19 protein-coding genes are annotated in these 25,035 nt (G+C 34.2%); 10 read left to right on the forward strand and 9 right to left on the reverse strand.

What is annotated here, in order from left to right; translation table 11 throughout:
* Positions 1-18 precede the first annotated feature (18 nt).
* Together L3049_RS15850 and guaA are read left to right on the forward strand one after the other, a co-directional pair.
* Positions 19-1,266 (forward strand): C1 family peptidase, encoded by a 1,248-nt coding sequence (locus L3049_RS15850; RefSeq protein ID WP_275110795.1) that lies wholly within the window; start codon positions 19-21, stop codon positions 1,264-1,266.
* 239 nt (positions 1,267-1,505) lie between these two features.
* Entirely contained in the window at positions 1,506-3,038 is a 1,533-nt protein-coding gene (guaA, locus tag L3049_RS15855) for a glutamine-hydrolyzing GMP synthase (protein WP_275110796.1), read from the forward strand.
* A gap of 83 nt (positions 3,039-3,121) precedes the next feature.
* Here the strand turns inward: guaA and L3049_RS15860 are convergent, their stop codons facing one another.
* On the reverse strand, positions 3,122-3,859 hold the full coding sequence (locus L3049_RS15860) for a response regulator (protein ID WP_275110797.1): 738 nt from the start codon (positions 3,857-3,859) through the stop codon (positions 3,122-3,124).
* Between the two features lie 105 nt (positions 3,860-3,964).
* Between L3049_RS15860 and L3049_RS15865 the strand changes: the two genes are divergently transcribed.
* The 4 genes from L3049_RS15865 (at position 3,965) to L3049_RS15880 (ending at position 7,960) form a co-directional block, all read left to right on the forward strand.
* Positions 3,965-5,578 (forward strand): S41 family peptidase, encoded by a 1,614-nt coding sequence (locus L3049_RS15865; protein WP_275110798.1) that lies wholly within the window; start codon positions 3,965-3,967, stop codon positions 5,576-5,578.
* A gap of 190 nt (positions 5,579-5,768) precedes the next feature.
* Complete coding sequence (locus L3049_RS15870; protein WP_275110799.1) at positions 5,769-6,932, forward strand: THUMP domain-containing class I SAM-dependent RNA methyltransferase; 1,164 nt, start codon at positions 5,769-5,771, stop codon at positions 6,930-6,932.
* A gap of 85 nt (positions 6,933-7,017) precedes the next feature.
* Positions 7,018-7,557 carry a SiaB family protein kinase gene (locus tag L3049_RS15875; protein WP_275110800.1) on the forward strand — a complete coding sequence of 180 codons (540 nt, stop codon included), beginning with the start codon at positions 7,018-7,020 and terminating at the stop codon, positions 7,555-7,557.
* Positions 7,558-7,579: 22 nt separating this feature from the next.
* Positions 7,580-7,960 carry a DUF1987 domain-containing protein gene (locus L3049_RS15880; protein ID WP_275110801.1) on the forward strand — a complete coding sequence of 127 codons (381 nt, stop codon included), beginning with the start codon at positions 7,580-7,582 and terminating at the stop codon, positions 7,958-7,960.
* Positions 7,961-8,020: 60 nt separating this feature from the next.
* Here the strand turns inward: L3049_RS15880 and L3049_RS15885 are convergent, their stop codons facing one another.
* Genes L3049_RS15885 through L3049_RS15895 form a run of 3 tightly spaced genes read right to left on the reverse strand, consistent with a single transcriptional unit; the run spans position 8,021 to position 12,497 of the window.
* Positions 8,021-11,089, reverse strand: coding sequence for an ATP-binding cassette domain-containing protein (locus L3049_RS15885; protein ID WP_275110802.1), 3,069 nt, complete (start codon positions 11,087-11,089; stop codon positions 8,021-8,023).
* 40 nt (positions 11,090-11,129) lie between these two features.
* Positions 11,130-11,549 carry a hypothetical protein gene (locus tag L3049_RS15890; protein WP_275110803.1) on the reverse strand — a complete coding sequence of 140 codons (420 nt, stop codon included), beginning with the start codon at positions 11,547-11,549 and terminating at the stop codon, positions 11,130-11,132.
* 18 nt (positions 11,550-11,567) lie between these two features.
* The gene (locus L3049_RS15895) at positions 11,568-12,497 is read right to left on the reverse strand and encodes a hypothetical protein (RefSeq protein ID WP_275110804.1); all 930 of its coding nucleotides are present in this window, start codon (positions 12,495-12,497) and stop codon (positions 11,568-11,570) included.
* A 255-nt stretch (positions 12,498-12,752) separates the two neighbouring features.
* Between L3049_RS15895 and L3049_RS15900 the strand changes: the two genes are divergently transcribed.
* Both L3049_RS15900 and L3049_RS15905 read left to right on the forward strand, forming a co-directional pair.
* The gene (locus L3049_RS15900; RefSeq protein WP_275110805.1) at positions 12,753-14,906 is read left to right on the forward strand and encodes a S9 family peptidase; all 2,154 of its coding nucleotides are present in this window, start codon (positions 12,753-12,755) and stop codon (positions 14,904-14,906) included.
* Between the two features lie 63 nt (positions 14,907-14,969).
* Positions 14,970-16,301, forward strand: coding sequence for an MATE family efflux transporter (locus tag L3049_RS15905; protein ID WP_275110806.1), 1,332 nt, complete (start codon positions 14,970-14,972; stop codon positions 16,299-16,301).
* Between the two features lie 11 nt (positions 16,302-16,312).
* Here L3049_RS15905 and L3049_RS15910 read toward each other — a convergent pair whose 3' ends face one another.
* Positions 16,313-18,235 (reverse strand): hypothetical protein, encoded by a 1,923-nt coding sequence (locus L3049_RS15910; protein ID WP_275110807.1) that lies wholly within the window; start codon positions 18,233-18,235, stop codon positions 16,313-16,315.
* A 146-nt stretch (positions 18,236-18,381) separates the two neighbouring features.
* Positions 18,382-18,837 (reverse strand): hypothetical protein, encoded by a 456-nt coding sequence (locus L3049_RS15915; RefSeq protein ID WP_275110808.1) that lies wholly within the window; start codon positions 18,835-18,837, stop codon positions 18,382-18,384.
* A 175-nt stretch (positions 18,838-19,012) separates the two neighbouring features.
* Here L3049_RS15915 and L3049_RS15920 point away from each other — a divergent pair, with 175 nt between their 5' ends.
* Positions 19,013-19,384 (forward strand): BlaI/MecI/CopY family transcriptional regulator, encoded by a 372-nt coding sequence (locus L3049_RS15920; protein WP_275110809.1) that lies wholly within the window; start codon positions 19,013-19,015, stop codon positions 19,382-19,384.
* A gap of 2 nt (positions 19,385-19,386) precedes the next feature.
* Positions 19,387-21,630 (forward strand): M56 family metallopeptidase, encoded by a 2,244-nt coding sequence (locus L3049_RS15925; protein WP_275110810.1) that lies wholly within the window; start codon positions 19,387-19,389, stop codon positions 21,628-21,630.
* 56 nt (positions 21,631-21,686) lie between these two features.
* Here L3049_RS15925 and L3049_RS15930 read toward each other — a convergent pair whose 3' ends face one another.
* The 3 genes from L3049_RS15930 to L3049_RS15940 are packed head-to-tail and all read right to left on the reverse strand — an operon-like array spanning position 21,687 to position 25,028.
* Positions 21,687-22,262 (reverse strand): DNA-3-methyladenine glycosylase I, encoded by a 576-nt coding sequence (locus L3049_RS15930; protein ID WP_342753460.1) that lies wholly within the window; start codon positions 22,260-22,262, stop codon positions 21,687-21,689.
* 10 nt (positions 22,263-22,272) lie between these two features.
* The gene (locus tag L3049_RS15935) at positions 22,273-24,567 is read right to left on the reverse strand and encodes a multiheme c-type cytochrome (protein ID WP_275110811.1); all 2,295 of its coding nucleotides are present in this window, start codon (positions 24,565-24,567) and stop codon (positions 22,273-22,275) included.
* A complete protein-coding gene (locus L3049_RS15940; protein ID WP_275110812.1) occupies positions 24,567-25,028 on the reverse strand; it encodes a QcrA and Rieske domain-containing protein in 462 nt (153 codons plus the stop codon). The genes L3049_RS15935 and L3049_RS15940 overlap by 1 nt, the downstream gene beginning before the upstream one ends.
* Between the last annotated feature and the right edge of the window lie 7 nt (positions 25,029-25,035).

Below are 25,035 nucleotides of genomic sequence, written 5' to 3' on the forward strand. Positions count from 1 at the left end.
CTTAAATTACTAACACAAATGAAAAGAATTTTATTATCAGCTGTGGCAGTTGCACTTTGTGCTTCTGGTTTTGCTCAGCAGAAAAAAGACAAATCAACTTTTAAAGAATATGAGCCTGGCTATTACCAGAACTCCATTCTTAAGGATATCAGAATGGTAAATGAGAAATTGGAAAGCAAGGATATGGATAAGAAGTTCTTTATGGACCAAAGCTCCTACGAATTGCCAAATAAGGTTTCGATGTATAAGGATAATACAGAATGGGCACAAAACACCATATCTCAAGGAAATACAGGTACCTGTTGGTGTTTTTCTACAACATCATTTTATGAGTCAGAGGTGTATCGTCTTCATAGGAAAAAGGTAGATATTTCTGAATTATACACTGTATACTGGGAGTATGTTGAAAAAGCACGTCGTTTTGTAAAAGAAAGAGGAGATTCTGAGTTTGGACAAGGATCGGAAGGGAATGCTGTAGCTCGTATGTGGAAGCAGTATGGTGTTATTCCTCAGTCAGAATACACGGGATTGAAAGATGGTCGTAAGTTTCATACACATGAGAAAATGTATAATGAAATGTTGGCTTATTTGAAATTCTTAAAGAAGAGCAATGCATGGAACGAAGATGAGGCAATTGCGACTATTAAGTCAATCATGAATCATTATATTGGTGTGCCTCCAACTAAATTTACCGTTGAAGGTAAGGAATATACACCTCAAACCTATTTAAAGAATTACCTGAAGTTGAATCCAGATGATTATATCGAGTTATTGTCATATAAACAAGAACCATACTGGGAGCAAGTAGAGTATAAGGTTCCTGATAACTGGTGGCATTCGAAAGAATATTATAATGTACCTCTTGATGTTTATATGAAAGCGATTAAAGCAGCTGTACGCGAAGGTTATACTATGAGTATTGGTGGTGATGTTTCTGAAGCTGGTTTTTTACGTACAACAAACTGTGCGATGATTCCTTCATTCGATATTCCATCTGAGTATATTACTGAAGATGCTCGTCAGTTCCGTTTTTCTAATGGAACAACAACTGATGACCATGGTATGCACTTGATTGGATACTATGTTGATAAGAATGGTAAAGATTGGTATTTAATCAAAGATTCTAGTTCCGGATCACGTAATATTGACGAGAATTCAGCAGAATTTGGATACTATTTCTTTCACGAAGATTACGTGAAGCTTAAGATGATGGGCGTTACAGTTCATAAAGATGCTGTAAAGAAATTATTAAAGAAGTTTAAGTAAATTTAACCCTCTGTTTTTAAAACAGAGGGTTTTTTAATATTAGTGTTTTCCTATTTGAATTTTGTGGTTTACGAGAAATAAATTTGTATATCTTTGTACGCCAAATAGTATTGCCTCGATTCTTTCATCGATAATTTGTTTGGAGTTTGTTTCTGGATGATTATCAGGAGGGTATCAGCAATGTTTGAGAAAATTGAATTGTAAAAACGAATTACTGAACAACCTCAATTATAGATTATATGCAAGAAAAGATTTTAATTCTTGACTTTGGCTCGCAGTACACTCAGCTTATCGCTAGACGTGTTCGCGAATTAAATGTTTATTGCGAAATTCACCCTTATAATAATCCTCCTAAATTGGACGATAGTATTAAAGGTGTGATTCTTTCGGGAAGTCCATTCTCGGTTCGCGAAGAAAATGCTCCAATTCCAGATTTATCAGAAATTAAAGGCAAATTACCACTTCTTGGTGTTTGTTATGGTGCTCAGCATTTGGCTCACTGTTTTGGTGGAGAAGTTATGGCATCAAACAAAAGAGAATATGGTCGTGCTAACTTGACTTCTGTTGATGCAACTAATGATTTGTTAGAAGGTATTAGCATGAATTCACAAGTGTGGATGTCACATGGTGACACCATCGAGCGCATGCCTGAAAATTATAAAGTAATTGCCAGTACAGCTGATGTTGAGAATGCGGCTTTTGCAATCGAAGGTGAAACATCATACGGTATCCAATTCCATCCGGAGGTGTACCATAGTACTGAAGGTGCAATTTTGTTGAAGAACTTTATTGTTGGAATTTGTGGTTGCGCACAAAGTTGGACACCTGATGCCTTTGTTGAAACCACAGTGGCTGAATTAAAAGAACAACTTGGTGATGAGAGTGTTATTTTAGCTCTTTCGGGAGGTGTTGATTCTACCGTTGCTGCAATGTTATTGCATAAAGCAATTGGTAAAAACCTATATTGTATTTTTGTTGATAACGGACTTCTTCGTAAGAATGAGTTTGCTGACGTGATGAAAAAATATGAAACTTTAGGTTTAAATGTAACTGGAGTTGATGCCGGAGATAAATTTATTTCAGCTATGGCTGGAGTAACTGACCCTGAAGGGAAGCGTAAGATTATCGGGAACGCTTTTGTCGAAGTTTTCGATGAAGAATCTCATAAAATAGAGAATGCAAAATGGTTAGCTCAAGGTACAATTTATCCTGATGTTATCGAATCTGTATCAGTAACTGGAGGTCCTTCACAGACTATTAAATCTCACCACAATGTTGGTGGATTGCCAGATTATATGAAACTTAAGGTAGTTGAACCTCTTAAGCTATTATTTAAGGATGAGGTTCGTCGTGTAGGTCGTAGTATGGGACTTGAGGAAAAGTTTATTGCTCGTCATCCTTTCCCAGGACCAGGATTAGGAATCCGTATTCTGGGTGATATTACACACGAGAAAGTTCGTATCCTTCAAGAAGTTGATCATATCTACATTTCAGGTTTGATTGAAGATGGACTTTATGACGAAGTTTGGCAAGCAGGAGCAATGTTATTGCCGGTTCAGTCGGTAGGTGTTATGGGTGATGAAAGAACTTATGAAAGAGTTGTTGCCCTTCGTGCAGTTAGTTCTACTGATGGTATGACAGCTGACTGGTCGCATTTACCTTATGAATTCCTTGCAAAGATTTCAAATAAAATTATCAATGGTGTTAAAGGTGTTAATCGGGTGGTGTATGACATCAGTTCGAAACCACCGGCAACTATTGAGTGGGAATAATTCGTTTGTTTTTACACACGAAATCAAATAAGGCCATTTCTTCTGTTGAGGAAATGGCCTTTGTTATAAATGAATAACTATTTTTAGTTTTTAAATTGATCCAGATTATTTCGGTAAAACGCTTCGGCTGTTTTTATATCCTGCACTAATTGCTCCAATTTTTGAATTGCTAAATCCTGATTGTTTTCTAAAATCAGATTTTCTAATTCTACAATTGTTATTCTTGCTTCCATCATCGAGAAATTTGCAAGTACTCCTTTTAACTTATGTGCGGCGTCTTTTGCTCGTTTGTAATCTTTTTCTAATAAAGGTGTTTTAATGTCATCGATACGAGAGTCTTTTATTTCAAAGAATTTTTCAATTACAGTTTGAATAAATTCACGATTATTGTCTACGCGAATAAATAGTTCCTTAAAATCAATAATAGTAGGTTCTTTTTCGATTGTTTTTCGTGGTTCTTTGGGAAGTGCAATTAATTTAAGAACTAATAATTTTAAGTCAAGAGTTTCTGGGAAATATAATAAATTGTTCTCTTTACAAGCTTTATCTTCATCTGAATTTGAAGTTACAACTAGTAATTTGAATTTTTTTGGATCGCTATTTGTATAGTAAGTTCTTAGAGATTCAGCAACTTGATTTAATTTGATCGCATTTTGATCCTTAATTTGAAATTTAGAAATTATTAAATCAAATTGATTGGAGCTGATAAGTTCAATGGCTTCCTGTCCTGTAGTACATTTTACAAAAGAAATTTGAGGCAAAGATTCAATGCTCAACAAGTTATGAAAACCAACTAAAAGGATCTGAGGGTTATGTTTCATGTTTGTAGTTTTCAATGCCTGTAATTCTTATAAAAATTGTATCTTTCGTGGACTTCTGAAATGTAAAGTCAATTTGCGTAAAATTTATTAAAAAGCATAATTTATATGAGTAGTAAAAAAATATTTTTGAGGAACGTAGTTTCTGTCTGTTTAGTTGTATTGTTTACGCATGTCGGGAGTCTTCAAGCTCAATCTGTAAAGAATCAAGCTATAAAGTATCAAAATCTTTTGGCGTTAATTGATGCTTTTTATGTTGATACGGTTAGCCTAGAGCGTTTAACTGAAGATGCAGTTGTAAAAGTGTTGGCAGAATTAGACCCTCATTCGATATATATCAGTAAGGATGAAATAAAGGAAATGAATGAGCCTTTACAAGGAAGCTTTAGTGGAATAGGTATTCAATTCAATATTTTAAGAGATACTCTTATGGTGGTTGCTACCATTCCAGGAGGTCCTTCAGAAAAGGTTGGTCTTCGGGCTGGTGATCGTATTTTAAAGATCGATGACGAGAACGTTGCGGCGATAGGATTGAAAAATAACGATGTTCGTAAGAAATTACGTGGTGATAAAGGAACTATTGTTGAGCTAATTGTAAAGCGTAAAAGAGAAAAAGATTTAATTGATTTTGTGATTACGCGAGATAAAATTCCAATTCATAGTTTGGATGCGGCTTATATGATAGACAATAAGATTGGTTACATCAAGTTGAATCGATTTGCAGCTACAACGTCTGAAGAGTTTTTGGAGGCTTTAATTAAGCTTAAAGGCGAGAATATGCAAGATATGATCATTGACTTAAGAGGTAATGGTGGTGGATACATGCAAGCAGCTATTGAGATTGTAGATCAATTGTTTGAATCAGAGCAACTAATTGTTTATACCAAAGGATTAACTACTCCAAGAAGGGAAAGTGTTTCAACAACAAAAGGGATATTTAAAGAAGGGAAAGTGGTTGTTCTTATAGATGAAGGTTCTGCTTCTGCTTCGGAAATTGTATCTGGAGCTATTCAAGATTGGGATCGAGGCGTGATTCTTGGAAGAAGATCATTTGGAAAAGGACTGGTTCAACGTCAATTTCCTTTGTCGGATGGTTCAATGATTCGTTTAACTACCGCACATTATTACACCCCAACGGGAAGATGTATTCAAAAAACATATGAAAAAGGATTGGAGAATTATCACCTTGATATTTTGAAAAGGTATCAATCGGGAGAGATGATTAGTGCGGATAGTATTCAATTTGCCGATTCTTTAAAATACAATACCTTGGTGAAAAATAGAGTTGTGTATGGTGGAGGTGGTATTATGCCAGATATTTTTGTGCCAATTGATACAACGGCAAATTTCAAATATTTTAATTTATTGGTTCGAAAAAATGTAGTTTATCCGTTTGTGGTTAATTATATGGATGAAAATTTGCCTAAACTGAGAAAAAAGTACCCAGCATTTGAAGATTTTGCGAAAAAGTTTGAAGTAAGTGAAGAGATGCTTACTACAATTGTTGAAATGGGAGAAAAAGAAGGGATTGAGAAAACTGAAGAAGATTACAATGCTGTTGTTGATGATTTAAAACTTCATGTTAAGGCTCTTCTTGCTAGAGATTTATGGAAAAGTTCAGAGTATTATAAGATTGTAAATAAGGATAATGATTTTATAAAAAAGGCTGTGGAAGTACTGAAAAATAAGGAAGTTTATCAAAAAGAACTCGCAAACGAATAAACATATAAATGGAGCCGGAACTTAAACTTCCGGCTTTTTTATTAATATATTCTTAAAAGCCTATGTTTTTAAGTGCTAAAGATTAATTTTGTAGCCAGAATACGGATCAAAAATATTGCTTTTTGATATGCACAGGACTTTTCTTGTGACCGGTTATTTGAAATATTAAGACATTAAAAAAAAGATCGTTTTGAAAACAGATTCGGAAAAGTTTAGGTTGATAGCGAAAACCTTCCATGGTTTAGAGGAAGTATTAGTTCAGGAATTAGAGAATTTAGGAGCTGAAGAAATTAAAATATTAAAGCGTGCGGTGAGTTTTGTAGGAGACAAAGCTTTGTTATATAAAACAAACCTACACCTAAGAACTGCAACTCGTGTTATCAAACCGATTCACAAGTTTACAGCTCTTGATACCGATGAATTATACAAAGGTATTCAGGATATCGACTGGAGTGAATATTTGAATCTAAAAGATACTATTTCGATTGATAGTACGATTAGCTCTGAAGATTTTAAACACTCTAAGTTTGTTACTTACAGAGTAAAAGATGCTATTGTCGATCAGTTTTATGAGAAAACTGGCGAACGTCCTTCTGTTCGTGTCGTAAATCCTAGTTTAAGAATCAATGTGCATATTGACAAGAATACATGCACAGTATCACTGGACAGTTCCGGAGAATCTCTTCACAAAAGAGGATATCGTGTAGCAGAAACTGCTGCACCTCTTAATGAAGTTATGGCTGCAGGTATGATTCTTATGTCTGAGTGGGATAAGAAAAGTAATTTTATTGACCCAATGTGTGGTTCCGGAACTTTGTTAATTGAGGCTGCCCTAATCGCTTATAACATACCTGCCGGTTTGTACCGTACAGAGTTTGGTTTCCAGAAATGGAGTGACTTTGATCAGGATCTTTGGGATGAGATTTACAATGAAGAAACTGAAGTTGATTACGATGGTAATATCATAGGTTGTGATATCTCTGATAAAGCAATGGAAATAGCTGAAGAGAATATTCGTAATGCAGGTTTAAGAAGAAAAATAAAGCTTAAAGTGATGCCTTTCCAACAATTTGTTCCTCCAGTTGAAAAAGGAATTCTAATTACGAATCCTCCTTACGGTGAACGTCTGAAAGTTAAGGATTTAGAAGGACTTTATTCTATGATTGGTGAAAGATTGAAACACCAGTTTACCGGGTATGATGCATGGATATTAAGTTATGGTAAGGAGTGTTTTGATAGTGTTGGACTTCGTCCATCTAGAAAAGTAACTTTATTCAATGGTCCGTTGGAGTGTAAGTTCCAAAAATACTCTATGTTTGAAGGGAAAAAAAGCGATAAGTATAAAACAGAATAATCTGTTGAATTTTGATTCTATATCTGCTTAAGCTCAGGGATATTTTATTATATTTGTCTAGCAAGTAACAATAATTATATTATTTATGAACTTTAATTTAGACCAGTGGTATTCAGAGAAGATAGATGAAGATTCTATTTTCGACTATATGGGGAAAATTGAAGACGAGAATGTTACTGAAATTTTAATGTGCATTGAGCAGATTTTAAAAGCGAAAGATGAGTCTCCAAAAGTTTTTAGAAAGATTTTTAACATTTTAGTAGAATTGGTTCAGAACCTGTATCATCATGGTGAAGTTCCTTCTGATTTTGATGTTTCCTATAAAAAATTTGGAGTCTTAATTCTTCGAGATGAAGGCACACAATATCGAATTTGTGCTGGTAATTTTATTAAAATTGATGGCTTAAGATTAATTCGTGATCGAATTGATCAGATTAATACATTATCTTCGACAGAAACGCAGAGTTTATACCGAATTATTTTGGGGAATGAAGAATTCTCTGAAAAAGGAGGAGGAGGATTAGGAATGGTTGATATTGCCAGAAAAAGTGGTAACAATATGGAATATCAGTTTTACGACTACAATCCGAATTATCTGTTTCTTGCTATTGACGTAATTATTTAAAAAACAAAAAATACAAACTTCCATGAATTCACTTATTATAGAAGGTAGCCCTAAAACACCAAACATAAATTTTGATGGAAATGAAGGTTCGTTTTTAATTTCTGGGCGATCAATTCCCGAAAATTCATTAGATTTTTATAAGCCTGTTATGGAATGGCTTGATTTCTATATTGTAGAACCAAAAGAAGCTACTACAGTAAATATTAAATTGGAATATTTTAATACCAGTTCTTCTAAATGTTTACTTGATGTTTTTAAAAAATTAGAAGTTATTTTTAAAAGAGGTCAAAAGGTAGGTATTAATTGGTATTACGAGGCAGACGATGAAGATATGTTAGAAGCAGGAGAAGATTATCAATCGATAATTAAAATTCCATTTACAATGATTGAAGAGGAGGAGTAAAATCCTTATATTATAAAAGAAAACCACAAGCATTGCTTGTGGTTTTTTTATTGTTATAAATTAACGTTCATATTTTTTTCGATTAAGCTTTCGTTCAAATCCGCTCAATAGTTTCTTGAGTAAACTAAAATATAGAGCTAGATACAGGGTGAATGTCGAAAACCAAATTACACAAATATTTACCCAATAAGTATCGTAATAATTTCCGAAGAATCTTTTTTGAGGCGCATAAAAATGTGCTTTTATGAATTTTCCGTCTGGATTTCTATAGATCGGATCTATTTTTTGAAATAATTTTCCTTTGTATTCTATAATTCGTTCAATATCATTACTATTCCTTACAAATTCTTTTAATCCTTCATTCGAATAAGATTTTTTTATCTCAACAAATGATTGCTTATCAAGAAACTGCTTTTGCATTTCGGTTAGTTTTTCATCCTTCTTACGATTTGCAACATTATATAAGTTGATATAGTAACGATTAAGCTTCTTAAAATAGTCACGAGTGACTTTTATGACATCTAAATTTAGTTTGTCAGGAGTTAACTCATTTAATTTATTGAAAGGAATTGAGATGTTTTCAAGATCTTCTATTGATAGTTCATTTTGAAGAACAAGTAAATTTTCACTTAATTCTTTTTGTTTTTCAGGCTTAGATAAATAACGCTCACTTGTATTTAGCTTGTTTTTAAGAACAGGCAACCAATAATTTTTCCGATAATCGGCCTTACTCATTAACTTTTCGTAAATGTAAAAATTGGCAGCAAAATCATTGTCCTTAAATTGTTTCACAGCTAATGCTTCGTAAGCCCAACGTGCCGTAATTATCTCTCCAAACCATGGGATGGAATTAGGGTCAGAAATGGCCGGGTTTAACTTGTCGAATTTTACAATTACACCGCTTAAAATAATTTGCGGTATAAGAATAAATGGGATAAGAATATAAATAGTAATAACTGTCTTAAAACTATCCGAAATAATTAATCCTAGCATGTTTGCAAAACACCATGCGCTAAAAAGAGCTAGCCAATATTCAAAAAACATTCCTTTAATTTCAAGAATACTATTCCCAATTAAGGTGAAAAGAAAGGCTTGAAAAGCAGAGATGGAAAATAGAATTACAATTTTTGAAAATAAGTAACTTAATTTACTAAGGTTTAGGAATCGTTCTCTCTTTAGAATTTTTCGATCTTGAATGATTTCCTCAGCACTGAGTGTTAAGCCTATAAAAAGTGCAACAATAACCGACATGAATAAATAAACCGGTAAGTTACTATTGTTGCTAAAGGTGTATCCTAGGTCATTTCCAGCATCAATATTGTAAAATTTAATAATGTAGCTTAAGAGAAATGCTAATAAAGGTGTTTCAAATAAATTGATAAACAAATACTGACGGTTAGCCAGTTTTGAAATAACATCTCGCTTTACAAAAACACGAAACTGAGTGAAAATATTTGGAATCTTAAAAGTAACAGGTGGAAGTTCATCTGTATCCTCAATCGATTTGCCAATACAAGAATATTCTTGGTGTTTATTGTACCATTCTACAGGAGATACTTTTCTTACTTGAGTTGGATTACCGTATTCATCAAGAACTTCTGATTCAACGATGTTAAAAATTTGATCTGCATCTACTGTACCGCAAGAGGAACATTCGCTCTCTGTGCGATTGGCACGCATTGTTTGTGATTTAAAATAGGTAATTGCATCAAGAGGGTTACCATTAAAAATTAGATAACCACCTGTGTCAAGTATTAATAATCTATCGAACATTTTAAATATATCCGACGATGGTTGATGAATGACTACAAATATAAGTTTTCCTTTAAGCGCAAGGTTTTTAAGTAAATCCATGATCTTAGCAGAATCTCTAGAAGATAGACCAGAGGTAGGTTCATCTAAGAAAAGTACAGATGGTTCACGAATTAATTCTAAAGCTATGTTTAAGCGCTTTCTTTGACCACCACTAATTTTTTTATCTAAAGGATTACCAACCTTAAGGTTTCGCGCATCATACAAACCTAAATCCTTAAGAAGGTTTAATACGATTCTAATTAATTGAAAGCTACTGTATTTGTCAAAGCAAAGTTTGGCGTTGAAATAAAGGTTTTCAAAAACGGTAAGTGATTCAATTAAAAGATCATCCTGTGACACATGACCAACAACACCATCAAGTTTAGATTTATCGGTAACAATATTATATCCGTTAATTTCTACACTTCCTTCACTTGGATCTGCTGAACCATTTAAAACATTAAGCAGAGTTGTTTTTCCAGCACCACTCGACCCAATAATTCCAACCATTTTTCCTGATTCTTCCTTGAAAGAAAGATCATGGACACCGATATTGTCCTCCTTAAATCGATATTCAATATTTTTGGTTTCAAAAACGACTCTTTTCTGCTTTTCGTCCCTATGAAAGGTGGTTGCAATATCACTAAAATAGATAGGTGCAATTTTAGGGTTTCTAATAGATGACCCTTGTGTAAGGAGATGGACTCTTTCTGGACTAAGAGTTTGTCCGTTCATGAATAGCTCTTCAATTCCTTTGAATCGCATTACAAACATATCTACTCTTTTCAGACGTAGAATTTTAATTTCTCCTATTAAGCCATCTGAACAATAATGTTCACCTATTTCATGATTATCTAATTTGTTGCTAACGGTTAAAAGTCGTTCTGATCTGATAATTTCATCAAAATCATTGAGAACAAAATCTTTTAAGCGTTCATATCCTCCTTCAGGTAAGTTGAAAGTATCTGCTACAGTTTCTACGAAAGCAAATTCTTGTTGGCTAATTTCTTCTTCTGACTTTAGGAATTCGAGGAGCTGGATTAAAACAATAACCTTTTGACGGATAATTAACTCTTCGTTAATCTCCGTGCAAATTCGTAATACCCGGACAGAACTGGCAGAAGTATATTTTTTTATTTTAGCTTTTCTGTTGGTTCTTTTTTGATTTTCTTCGTAATGCTGATCGTAGAGTCGAATGTATTCTTCAGCTGTTTCATTATCAAGCTGTTGCTTTAGGTATTTAGATACCATTCTTCGTCTCTCAATTGCTGAACTTTTTGGGTGAGCAATGATTGCAAAAAGTTGCATTAAAGCTTTAAGAATTCTTTCACTCATAAAATGTGAGACTTAGTGGTAGGTGTGTGCTTTATTGTATTTATTGTCTGAAGCCTATTAGAAGAAGAATAAAGCCTGAGCTTACTTCTTTTTGATTTAATTTGGCTTCAATTGTACAGTTTATCGAATGGTCAAATTGAAAATCCCAATATGGTGAGTTTTGATGATCTTTATTTGAGAACAACAAGTGATTTTCTTCATCGTAGATTGAGAAAATTACATTTTTCTCTTCTTTTCCAGTGGCTCCTACAATACGATAATAATTGTTAGCATAGAAAGTGGTATGAAATTCAGCTACCTCGGCACCAGAAAGTAAAGCTTTGTATTGCTGTCCATCTGAAATGAAATTAGGTTCTAGATATTTTGTACAATTTTTTAGTGTTACATCCGATTGAGCACTAGCGGTAAAGCTTAAGCCAGAAATGAATAGGAACAAGAATATAATATAGTAACGCTTCATGTTTCGTAGTTTTTGTGATTATTTGATAATGTGTTGACGAATTATACTGACCTTTTCAGTAATGGCATCAAGCTGTTTCTTATTCATTACCAACTCTGATTTACTTTTTACAACCGTTAATTTTTGTTTCGAATTTGTTACCGGTGGTATGTAGGTATATTTACTTTCTATTTCATCAAATGTATAAGCCAAATCGATTAAGCGATCTACCAAAAAGTAAAAATCTTTAGATTCGTTAGAGTAGGGAACCAAAAGTTTAATAAGATTTTCCAAAGGTCTTTTTTGTTCCGAAATTCTAGCCATTAAATCATTGCTAGTATTGGCCTGTATTTGTTGTGTAAGAATGTAAATAGATTCAACCCATCCACCAGCAAGAATTAGTGCGCCAGTATTTTCTCGATCATTTGATTTTAAATAATTATCAATTTTTCGATAAGTATTACTTACGATTAACAAGAGCGAATCTCTATTTTCTATATTGGCTTCAATGCGCTGAATTGTAGGTTTATCCATTGCATTATACAGTCCGATGTCTTGCGAGATTATTTTTAAAACCGCAAAATAACTTGCCGCATCTTGTGTTTGACCATAGATATTGATATAACCTAAATCAGCACCGTAAATACCAAAATTAACAGCTTTGCTAAAATTGTCAACGTAATCACTGGCCTTTCTTGTTGTATGCAATATATCTTTATTATACGGAATTCCTGATTGCTCTAGGAGCAATGAAATTTGATATGGTGATGGAAGGCTAAAAAGAATATTATTGTATTTAAAAATATTCGCAGCTCCTTCTACATCTTCCATAATGGAAGCTTCTGTTGCTTCTCCTGTTTGATTCAGTTCAGTCTTATCCTCTTGTCTTAAAATAAAAAATGTGACAATAGCAGCTACTGAAATCAATAATAGAATTTTAATACTGTTTGGTATTTTTTTCTTCGGCATCTTGTATAACTTAAAATTTATTAAGCAATTTAGAAAGAATATGCTAATTCTCAAAGATTAGCTGAAGTCTACTTAGAGACTATTCGTAATAATTACTTATGAATTTGTTAATCGTTTTATGTTTGGATTGAATTCTAAATAGATTGGTGTTTGATTTGTCCAATTTCTTCAATCATTATTACTGTATTAATGGTAAAAAGGATACATTTGGGGACCGATTTTTTTAAAAGAAATTTAACAACAATGAATAACACTATGAAAAGAGTATTCCTTTTAACCTATTTATTAATCATTTGTGCCTTTTTTGCTGATGCTGATACTCGATCAAAAAAATTGAGTATGGAAGATGCTATTTTGGGAAAATGGGGGAAATTTTACCCGGAAAACGTTTCCCAACTTGCTTGGAAAGGTGAAAGTAACCTTATTTCTTATACCAAGGGAGAGGAAATTTTAGCTGCTAAGCCAGGAGAAGAAGTAAAGGTTATTTTTACTTTATCTGGTCTAAATGACATTTTAAGAAAAGAAAAACTTGATGAGCTTAAAAGATTACCGCGTTATTCTTGGGAGAATACCAATGTAATTCAATTTAAAGTTAGAAGCAGGTTACTTCATATTGATATCGCGAGTAAAAAGGTAATCTTGAATTTGAACATTAATTCAATTGGAACAAATCAAGAATTTTGTACGGCGAATTCAACAATGGCCTATACTATTGATAATAATTTATTTATAGCAAATAATGAGAATGGAGAAGTAGCTGTTACGAGTGATTCTGATAAAAATATTGTTAGTGGTCAGTCTGTAAGCCGAAGTGAATATGGAATTGATGGTGGTATTTTTTGGTCTCCCGAAGGTAAGTCTTTGGCATTTTATCGTAAAGACGAAAGTAAGGTAACCTCATATCCATTGGTTGATATTAATACCCGGGTAGGAGATTTGAGAGAAGAAAAGTATCCCATGGCTGGTATGGATAGTGAAGTTGTAAGTTTGGGTATTTACAATTTGGCAAATAAATTAACGGTTTGGGTTCAGGCAGATGATTTTAGATCTGACCAATATTTAACTAATGTTTCTTGGGGAGCAATGGGAGAGTATCTTTATATTCAAGTTTTGAATAGAGCCTCTAATCATATGAGGTTGAATAAATATGATGCCAAGACAGGCGAATTTGTGAAAACTTTGCTGGAAGAGAAAGACGAGCGTTGGGTTGAACCTCAGCATAAATTGATTTTTCTAAATACAAAACCAAATCAATTTATTTATCAATCGAATACTGCAGGCTATAATCATATGTTCCTGTATAATACTGATGGCAAGTTAATCAAGAAATTAACTTCTGGAGATTGGATGGTTACGAAAGTTCTTGGTTTTGATAAGACTGAAAAAAACTTGTTTTATGAATCTACAGAAGTTAGTCCTACTGATCGTCATGTATATAGGTTAAATGTTAAATCAGGTAAGCGTGTTCGTTTAACTATGGCGGAAGGACATCACTCAGTGAAGTTTAGTGCCGATGGGAAATACCTTATTGACAATTACAGTAGTTTAAATGTACCTCGTGTAGTTGCTATTGCCGATACCAAAGGAAAAGTAATTGAAGAATTGGTAAACGCTGAAAACAAGCTTCAGGATTATAATCTAGGTGAAATTTCGTTGGGAACAATTAAGTCTGCTGATGATAAAACAGATTTACATTACCGATTGATTAAGCCGGCAAATTTCGATTCAACTAAAAAATATCCGGTTGTAATATATGTGTATGGAGGACCGCATGCACAATTAGTCACTAATAAGTGGTTAGGTGGAGCACGTCTTTGGGAAGAATACATGGCTCAGCGTGGTTACGTAGTTTTCACTCTTGATAATAGAGGTTCTGCAAATCGTGGAAAAGAGTTTGAAGCAATTATTCACCGTCAGTGTGGGCAACCTGAAATGGCAGATCAAATGAAGGGCGTTGATTTCTTGAAATCGCAACCATATGTTGATGCTGATCGTATTGGTGTTCACGGATGGAGTTATGGTGGATTTATGACAATCTCATTAATAACAAATTACCCTGACGTATTTAAAGTTGCTGTTGCGGGTGGTCCGGTAATCGATTGGAAATGGTATGAAATTATGTACGGTGAGCGTTATATGGATACACCACAAGAGAACCCGGAAGGATATGCTAAAACATCTCTAATTAGTAAAGCAAAGGATTTAAAAGGGAAACTTTTAATCTGCCAGGGAGCTATTGACAAAACCGTTTTGTGGCAGCACAGCTTAAGCTTTATTAGAGAGTGTATAAAAAATAATGTTCAGGTTGATTATTTCCCATATCCACGTGCTGAGCATAATGTTAGAGGAATGGATAGAATCCATTTGAAGCAAAAAGTAAGCAACTATTTCGATGATTATTTGAAATAGAAGAATTAATTTTCGCCGGTTTCATATTTGGAACCGGCTTTTTTATCTTATTGCAGTAGTATCGTGAAAATACAAACCTCTTATTCAAATATTTGGACAATTGCTTACCCAATTATTTTAGGTAGTGTCGCTCAAAATATTATTTCAGTTACTGATACTGCATTTCTAGGACACTTAAGCGAAACGGCTTTGGGTGCAGCTGCTATTGCAACAATATTCTATTTTGCAATTGTCATGTTTGTATGGGGGTTTGGCTTAGGGGCACAAATCGTAATGGCTCGACGATATGGTGAAGGGAATTACAAGTTAGTAGGAAAAACCTTCGATCATGCCTTGTATTTTTTGGTAGTTTTGGCAGTCTTGCTTTTCGGATTTATGGAAATTCAATCGCCTTCACTGTTGAAATGGATGGTGAGATCAGATGGTATTTATCAGGCAAGTAACGATTATATTTCAGTTCGGGCCTGGGGTGTAATGTTTGCCTGCGTTAACTTACTTTTCAGAGCTTTTTATATTGGAATTGCTAAAACCAAAGTTATTTCCTGGAGTACAGCTTTTATGGCTATTGTCAATGTGTTTTTAGATTATGCATTGATATTTGGGAAGTTTGGTTTGCCAGAAATGGGAATTAAAGGTGCAGCTTTAGCTTCGGTTATTGCTGAGGCTTGCGTTTTGGTGTTTTTTATTATTTATACCCTACGAAAAACGCCTGTCGAAAAATATAATCTATTTCATTTTCCTAAAGTTGATAAAGAATTATACAAACGATTATTGAACGTATCATTCCCAATCATGATTCAAAACTTTCTAGCCCTATCGTGTTGGTTTGTTTTTTTCATTATGGTTGAACGAATGGGGGAGCACGAATTGGCAATTTCAAATATCATTCGAAGTATTTATGTCCTTCTTATGGTACCTGTGTGGGCCTTTGGTTCTGCGGCAAATACTTTGGTTAGCCAAGTGATAGGAGAGGGAAATTATCAAGAAGTATTGCCTGTAATATTTAAGACTGTAAAGCTTTCTTTTTTATGTGTTTTGGCTTTGGTTGGAGTTAGTCTAATTAGTCCAGAATTGGTAATTTCTATTTACACAGATGAAATTGGTTTAATTAGGGAGACTAAACCCGTTTTGTATGTGATATTTGGTGCAGCACTTCTTTTTCCTGTTGGAATAACCTTGTTTCAAGGCGTTTCTGGAACGGGAAATACCTTTCATGCGATGTTAATAGAAATTATTGTGCTGGCCTTTTATTTGGGAGGTGTTTATACTTTAATCGAAGTATTTAAGTTGTCCATTTCAGGGGTTTGGATTTCAGAATATTTTTATGCTGGCTTTTTGGCATTAGGATCCTGGCTCTATTTACGATTTGCCAATTGGAAAGACAGTAAGATTTAGTTTGTAAGCAACTACTCAAATTTAACCGTTTCGGGTTGGGTAACTCTAAAGTTATTAAACTTGGGTCTTTCTTCTCCCGAAATTCGGTACTCAAAATGATCAATTTCCTTAGGTGCTCTAGGATAAAATGCCAGTCGAAGCTGAATTGTTTTAAACACTAGATTTTCATTTCGTAGTCGAATACCAAAGCCAACACCATAATAAAAATCTTCTTTAAAGATGTTCTTATTATTAGCGCCAATAAAACCAAGATCGGCAAAAGTGTAGAACGCAAATCTAAATCCTCCTAAAGTATATGGCGTAAAAGCAACACTCTCAAAACTACCTACTAATTTTTGAGTTCCACTCACCGATTCTTTCTTAAATCCTCTAATGCCTTTTTCCGTAATTAAGCTTATGAATTCTTCGGGGAATCGTCGAATTCCTAGCGTGTATTGCATGTCGCCAAAGTGACGAAATCGAAGAGGTCCAATTTGATGTATTCTGCTGAAAAACTTCGATTGTGCTGTTAATACTCCTTGCTCAAATCGCTTAGAATTAAAATATCCTCCTAAAGCAACTCTATTGAATAAATAGCTTCTGCTATTTTTAAGATAAATGGCTTTTTGGAAATCAAATCCAAGGTAATTGCGATGAGAGTACTCTCGGTCTTCATATCCAAATGTGACCTGACTTAAAAAACCATATGGAATATCTTCTGTACGGCCAAAATTATAAATCAAATTACTTTTGTAATATTGAATTTGACTTAAGCTAATACTAGCTAAATAGAGGATGTTATTGTGAAAAAACTGATTTAGTGTTGGTCCAACTTCGGGGCGTTCAAAAAATTTTTTACTTGATATTCTTCCAGCAATATATAGTTTTCTTCTGGCAAATTGTCTTCTCGATTTTACTTTGTAGGAGCGTCCAAACCACATATTTCCATAATTAAAATCGAGTGGTATTTCGTTTAAAATGGGATCATCGTTTTGAATTTCTTCCGATCTCATGGTTTGGGCAATGGTAAAACCGCCTGCATATTTGGTGTTATAAGTTGCAAAAGGTCGATCCAAATCCATCTGAAGAACAGCTTTTTCGTAAGTATTTTGATAGGTGAACAAGGCATCGATATAACTTCTTCGGATATTTTTGATCTTATATTTTCCGGTGTAGCCATATTGCTGATTTTTATCTGCATCGAATTCTAGGGCATTGCTAAATTCGTGACCTAATCCGTAAAGATTTCTGCTGTATATTTCAACTTCGGTAGAAGTTAGTGAGCCAACATCTAAGTTTGCTCCCCAGGAAAATTGATCTTTTACCCACAACTGCAGGTCGACTAATGTTTGAGATCCTAAAACTGGAATAACTCTAAAGTAAGCATCTTTAATGTAGGAGAGCTGTCGAATTAAACGTTCATTATCAGCAATGTTGTAGGGGTCAAGGTCATCGCCTTCTTTTAATCGCAAAAGTTTCTTTAAATGCTTTCTTCTACTGGTATGATGCAATTTGTTACCCGTATTTTCAATCCACGATGTTGCTACCTTGGTTGTATCGTAAAGGGTAGAGCCAAAGGGTTCTAAAACTCGGACACTTATTTTTCGTATTTTTTTTCCTTGGTATTGTACAAAGGCAGTTTCGCTTCGTTCTGTTTTTAAGGTATCGGTAGGTTTTAACTTGTCAGGAGCTACGAAAAATAAGCGATACAGCTCTTTTGTAAACTTACGCTTATCTGCATTGCGCTTTAACGCATGATAAAATTTATTGCCATTGCCAGATTCATTTCCACGATATTTTTCCTTAACTGTATCTAAAAGAAAAACAAAAGTATCTCGGGAGATGATATAAGTGCTATCGGTTAAATTGTGTTGTTTGTTTTTGGAAACAAGGGTATCTTTTCGAGAAGACCTTTGTCCATAAGTCAGGGAAAGGTTTCCAATCGAAAATATCAAAATCAGACAATATGTAACTATTTTACTGATGTGGCGAAAGTTTAATTTCAAAAGGCAAATTCTTCTTTAAAGATATACAATTTGCAAGTAGATCATGCTTGGCAAGAAACAAGAATCGTACCTATATTAACTACAAAATAGTTAAGTTATTTTAAATTCGCGACTTGATTAAGCTTTTCGTGAAGTTGCTTTGTATTTTCTTCTGACCATTTCCATTTCCCTTCTTTACGGATTTCACCGGCTAATATCTTTCCTTTAAATAGTTCAAGTGTTTCAATAGCACTTCCAAAACCAAACCTTTTTAAGCCCATATTAAAGCCAATTTTAGAATAAGGTATTTTTTCCAAACCCTTACATGCAATTAAATAGAAATAGTACAAATGAATTTCTTTTGCATCATCATCGAATTTAATTTCGTAGATAATTCGGTTTCTTTTTAAAAGAAGAAGAAGGATGTACATGAGAAATATGGCGCTCAAGTAAACTACTTTTAATTCTCCAAAGAATAAAAGGATAAGAAGAAGAAGACCCAATAAGGATAGTTCTTTGATGATTCTTTTGCCAAGAGGATATTCCGCAGGGTCTAGTTGAAATTTTTCCATTGCTTATTTTTTGCATAGTTAGCAAATTAGCTAGCCTAAATCAAGCATAAAGGCAATTTATCAAGTTCTATTTTTAATTAATTTCGTTTATCTACTAAATTTTTAGTTGTAAAATTTGGCTACTAAAAATTTAGTACTAAGTTTGTAGTAGATTAATCTAAAAGTTGAAATTGATATGAAGGAGTTGACCAAAGCAGAGGAGCAGGTAATGCAAATTGTGTGGGAATTGGAGAAAACAAATGTTAGAGATGCAATTGCTTGCTTTCCGGATCCAAAACCAGCTTATACTACAGTTGCAACTGTAATGAACGCCTTGGATAAAAAAGGATTTGTAAATAAAATCGCACAAGGAAAATCTCATGTGTTTTCTGTTAAAATACCGAAAGAAGATTATTCAGGATTTAAAGCAGGAGCATTGGTAACCAATTACTTTAATGGGTCATTTTCAAGAATGGCGTCTTTTTTTGCAAAAGATAATAAGTTAAGCATTCAGGAATTGGAAGAAATGATTGAGATCGCAAAGAAACAAATAGAAAAGGAGAAATAGATATGACAGCTTTATTTGACTATTTATTACAAGCATCGGTAATTTTAGCCCTGTTTTATGCGATCTATTTTCTTATTCTTCGGAACGAAAGATTTTTTGTAGAAATAAGAATTTACCTAGTTGTTAGTATAATTCTTTCGCTCTTGTTGCCATTTGTGAAAATACCTTACACGGTAATTGTCGAATCGGTACAATCTTCAGTTCAAACTGAGCTTATGCCAATGTTCTCAGGAGCAATGGAAGCAGCACCAATGAAGCAAAACTACTTTACAATTCCTAATTTGCTATTGGCAGGTTATTTATTTGTAGTTGCGGTATTGCTAATTCGTAGTTTGATAAAAATTAGTCAGATATACAGAATGGTTTTGGGCAAAGATTATACGGTAGTTGAAGATTGTAAGGTTATTGTGTTGGATAGAGCAATTCCGGCTTTTACATTTTTTGGATACATAGTAATGAACAGAGAGGAATTTACCGATGAATCTCGAACAAATATTATAGCACACGAAAAAGTACATGTGGAACAGAAGCATTGGATCGATCTGCTTTTGGTGGAACTAACAACAATTTTATTGTGGTTTAATCCTTTTGCATGGCTATTTGAACGTGCTATAAAACAAACGCATGAATTATTGGCCGATGAAGGAGTTATTGCGCAAGGCTGCAACATTGGAGAATATCAGGCGAGTATTTTAAACCAAATAATGGGTGTTGAAGTCATGGGCTTAGCCAATAACTTTAATTGCTCTATTACTAAAAAACGAATGATAATGATGTCAAATGTAAAAAGCCCAAAAAACAGGCGCTATAAATTATTGATTGTAATTCCTGCTGTACTTGTGATACTTCTTTTTAACATGAAGATAGTTGAAGTTCAGGCTCAGGAAAAAATAATAGAAAAAGTAGTAAATGTAACAACGGTTACTGGACAAATTCTTAATGAAGATAATGAGCCAATTGCAGGTGTTGCAGTTTTGGTTCAAGATTCTAAAACTGGAACAGTTTCAGATATGGAAGGTAGATTTTCAATCCAAGTTCCTGAAGATGGCAAACTGGTATTTTTAGGAGTTGATTTAAACAAAGAGGTAATTTCTGTAGAAGGTTTTATAAAGCATGGAAAGAAAACAGATAACGGCTACGATATGAATGTTCAATTAAGTTATTCAGCTGCAAAAGAAGTTAGTGAAGAGAAAACTTATAAAGGAGAGCCTATTTTTGTTATTGTAGAAGATATGCCAGTGTTTCCTGGCGGAGCATTGAAATTAAAAGAATTTTATGAGGCTGAAGTTTCAAAATTGGATAAAAAATACATAATTGGTAAAAGGAGTTATGTTACCTTTCTTGTAACCAAAACAGGCGAAGTTGCTGAGGCTCGTATTGCAAGAAGTTCCGGAAAGAAAAAAGTGGATGCAAAAGCTTTAAAGATTGTTATGAGTTCTCCTAAATGGAAGCCAGGCAAACAAAGAGGCAAAGCTGTTCATGTTTCTTATACTGTGCCGGTTAATTTTGGTGTGAAAAAAGGTGGAAGCGAATCTAAAAGGTTTACGATTGATCCTAATACTAAAGATACTACTTATGTTTATGTTGATGAAATGCCAGTTTTTCCTGGTGGTACAAAAGCCTTACAAAATTATATCGCAGCAACAGTAAAATACCCATCGGAAGCATTTAAAAAAGGTGTAAAAGGAAGAGTATTTGTAACTTTTGTAGTGAATAAAGAAGGTGTTGTTGATCAAGCAAGGGTGATTAGAGGTGTTGAGACTTCTCTAGATAAAGAAGCATTACGTGCTGTTACAGCAATGCCAAAATGGATGCCGGGAATTGAAAAAGGCAAAGCTGTTGATGTTTCTTATACGGTACCTATTAATTTTGATATTACGGATGATAAAAAAATAGACGAAGTAAAAGTTGATGGAAAAGTATTCACCATTGTAGAGAAAATGCCAGAATATCCAGGTGGACCCAAAGGCTTACAAAAATATATTGGAGCTAATGTGAAATATCCAGCAGAAGCTCTTAAAAATAATATTACTGGTAAGGTATACATTATGTTTGTGGTAAATAAAGAAGGTAATGTTGACCAAGCTCGAGTAGCTAGGGGAGTAGAGCCTTCTTTAGATGCGGAAGCTCTTCGTGTAATTAAATCGTTACCAAAATGGGAACCAGGAATGGAAAAAGGAAAGACTGTAGATGTTTCTTATGTAGTACCAATTAATTTCGATTCTACCGATGATAAAAAGGAGTAATCTTTTATATATCAGCAAAAAAAGGAATGCCTCTAATTTAACTTAGAGGCATTTTTTCATTTAAGTTTTTTGTAACGAAAACAATCTATTGTATGATCATTTACCATTCCGGTTGCTTGCATAAAAGCATAACAAATGGTTGGGCCTACAAATTTGAAACCTCTCTTTTTTAAATCTTTGCTCATCAATTCTGATTCTGGAGTCGAAGCGGGTACTTCAGATAGATCCTTCCAGGAATTTTGGATTGTTTTCCCTTTGGTAAAACTCCAAATGTATCGGTCGAAACTGCCAAATTCTTTTTGAACCTCAAGAAATGCTTTTGCATTTTTTATAGCAGAATTAATTTTCAGCTTATTTCGAATAATCCCTTCGTTAAGGAGTAGTTCGTCCACTTTCTCCTGAGTATAATTCACAATTACATTAGGATCTAAATTATCAAAGGCTTTGCGGTAATTTTCACGCTTACGTAAAATGGTAATCCAACTTAAGCCAGCTTGTGCTCCTTCCAAAATTAGAAACTCAAATAGCATCAGATCATCGTGCAAGGGAAATCCCCATTCATTATCGTGATAATCGCAATACAAGGGATCTTCTCCAGCCCATTTGCATCTACAAATATTCGAGTTTTCCATTAGAGTTCAATTATTGGTTTAAAATAGCCTCAATATTAGCTTTGTCGTTAATATTTGGGAATTTTTCAAGTATTTGCTTAGCAACAGCTTTTGATTCCTTCGTCTGCTTGTATTTCACATGAAGGTTTAGCAAAGCTACATAGTAATTCTGATCTTCAGGATTAATATTGATTGCACTTTTTAAATACTTAATCGCATCTTTCGAATTGTTCCTAAAATCATACATCATTGCGATATTGTAGAATATTCTTGGATTGGTTGTAGCCAGTTTCGATGCTTTCAATAAATAGGTCATCGATTCATCGTAACGCTGGCGTTCAGATAAAAACAGTGCATAGGTGAACATTGTTGCACCATCATTAGGCACATTTTTTAAATAATCCTTGAGTAATATCTCAGCTTTTTCGTACTCACCTTTGTTGTTGAATAATATGGCTAGGTTAATCTTAATTGGATGAAGTAGCTTGTCTTGCCTTAAAGCTTTTTTGTAAAATTCTTCCGCTTTATCGTTTTGTTTGGTGTTGTAATAGAAGTTGGCAAGGTTGAATTTACCAGAAGGGAAATCTGCACTGTATTCCAAAGCTTCCAAGTATTCTTTTTCGGCCTTTTTAAGTTGTTCTTGGTATTTAACGGGTATTTGATCTTTGTTTACAGTATTCAATTTTGTTGCACATTCAACTCTTATGGCTTTTGTCTGGTCATTCAACATTCCTAAAACTTTTTGAAAGGATGTTTGATCGTCCATCAGTAAATTTTGTAATGCATTGTAACGAATATGACCATTGAAATTATTCATAGCTTCATATAATACCTCTTTGGCTTTGTTTTGATAATGCATTCCCAAAAGTCGGATCGCCGTTGCTCTAACAATTTCTGGATATACTTCGTCTTGGTAAATATGTACCAATTCATCGAATCCTTTTTGACTTCCTGTAGTAGCCTCTTTAAAAGCATTACCATATTGAGAAGGACGACCAATTCCGTGCCATTTGTTCACGTAATCAACTGCCCATTGTGTCGATTTATCGGCATGGCATTGGTTACAAGCATTTGGAGTTCCTAATGTTTGTGTTAGATCAGGACGAGGAACACGGAAACTGTGATCATTTCTATAATCTGGTCCCATATAAAACTGTGCAGGCATGTGGCAGTTGATACAACGAGCACCAGCACCAACTTCGAACTTAACGCCATCATCGGCAATTACCGCTTCACCTTTTTCACCTTCTAATTTGTGAAAATGATGATTGTAAGTATCGTAATCATCAGCTCTGTGGCATTGTGTACACAATCTATTGTCTTCAAATAAGCGCTTGGTGCTATGAACATTGTGGCAATCGTTACATTTTACATCGCGCATAAACATTTTACTCTGAGTAAACGATCCATAAACGTAATCTTCATCTAATATCTGTCCATCGATGTGGTAATTTTCACCGCTTGGCAAATTTGGAATGGTATGATTGTATATGTCTGCACTGTGCTTAAAGTCAGATAGTGAGCCACGTCGTGTATGGCAGCGTACGCATAAATCTACGTATTCTTTGTTATCAATTCCGCTCGTTTTAACTACCAAGCCAAAATTGACGTGTTCGTCTCTGGCATAATCAGCTTTTGCAGCCCATTCCAGGTGTTTTGAGGCAGGTCCATGACAAGCTTCACAACTTACATCTATTTCACTCCAAGTGGTGTGGTAGGTGTCTGTTTTAACATCGTAACCTTTTACCAGGTTCGTGGAATGGCAATCGGCACACATTCCGTTCCAGTTCTGAGCTTGGTTGGTCCAGTGTAACCAGTTGTCATGCTCAATAATTTCATCTTTATAAACTTCCGTTGACATGTGATACCACACACTATCTTTCGAATTCCAGGTAAGTGGAAGTGTCTGTAATCTGCCACGATCAAATTCAATTAAATATTGTTGCAATGGATAGTAGCCGAATACATATTTGATCTCAAATTCTTCCATTTTACCAGTTTCGCCATCAGTAAAAGCATAAAAACGATTGTCTCGTTTGTATAATTTATGAGTCATGCCATTGTATTCCAGTGATTGGTTGTTAAAATCACCAAGAACAGTTGAATCATTTGCATGATCCATGGCTTTATCATGATCAGATCCGACCCAATCGTTGTATTCATTTAAATGACACTCAATACAAGTTTCTTTGCCTACATATTCAGCCTCAGCTATTGTTTCGCTGCTAGAATTATAAGTGTTAACAAGTAGGTACAATGGAATCGTAAGTACTGTTACCAAAGCAGCAAGAAAGCTTATGCGTTCTGTTTTTTGTCGATTATCCATTATGCGTAGGTTAGCTGAGATTTGTTAAAAGAAGCTCTTTTTACAGGCTTTCTCGTATCAATAAGAAGTTCTCCATTTTCCACTTTTATTGGAAAAATATCTAGTGGACGAGTTGCAGGAGCAGAAATAACGGCTCCAAATTTATCGAACTGTGAAGCATGACAAGGACAATTAAAACCTCCTGTTTTGGAATTGGTATTTACAACGCAACCAAGGTGAGTACATTTGATCGACATTGCCAAAAAACCACCATCTTCGAATCGTTTCAAAAAGAATTGACCAGTTAAAAATGGATATAATTTATTGTTATCGAAAGAAGAGGCTTTGCCGGCATTAAATAAGTCTTTTGCTCCAGACTTAGTATCTACCTTATTCACACTCCCTTTTATCAAGAATAAAGCTTCAATTGCTGCAACAGCAATCAAAATTCGCTTTATAAATTTTCGTCTATCTAGTTTCATTATGCTA

This window comes from Labilibaculum sp. DW002, from assembly GCF_029029525.1.
Classification (GTDB): Bacteria; Bacteroidota; Bacteroidia; order Bacteroidales; family Marinifilaceae; genus Paralabilibaculum; species Paralabilibaculum antarcticum.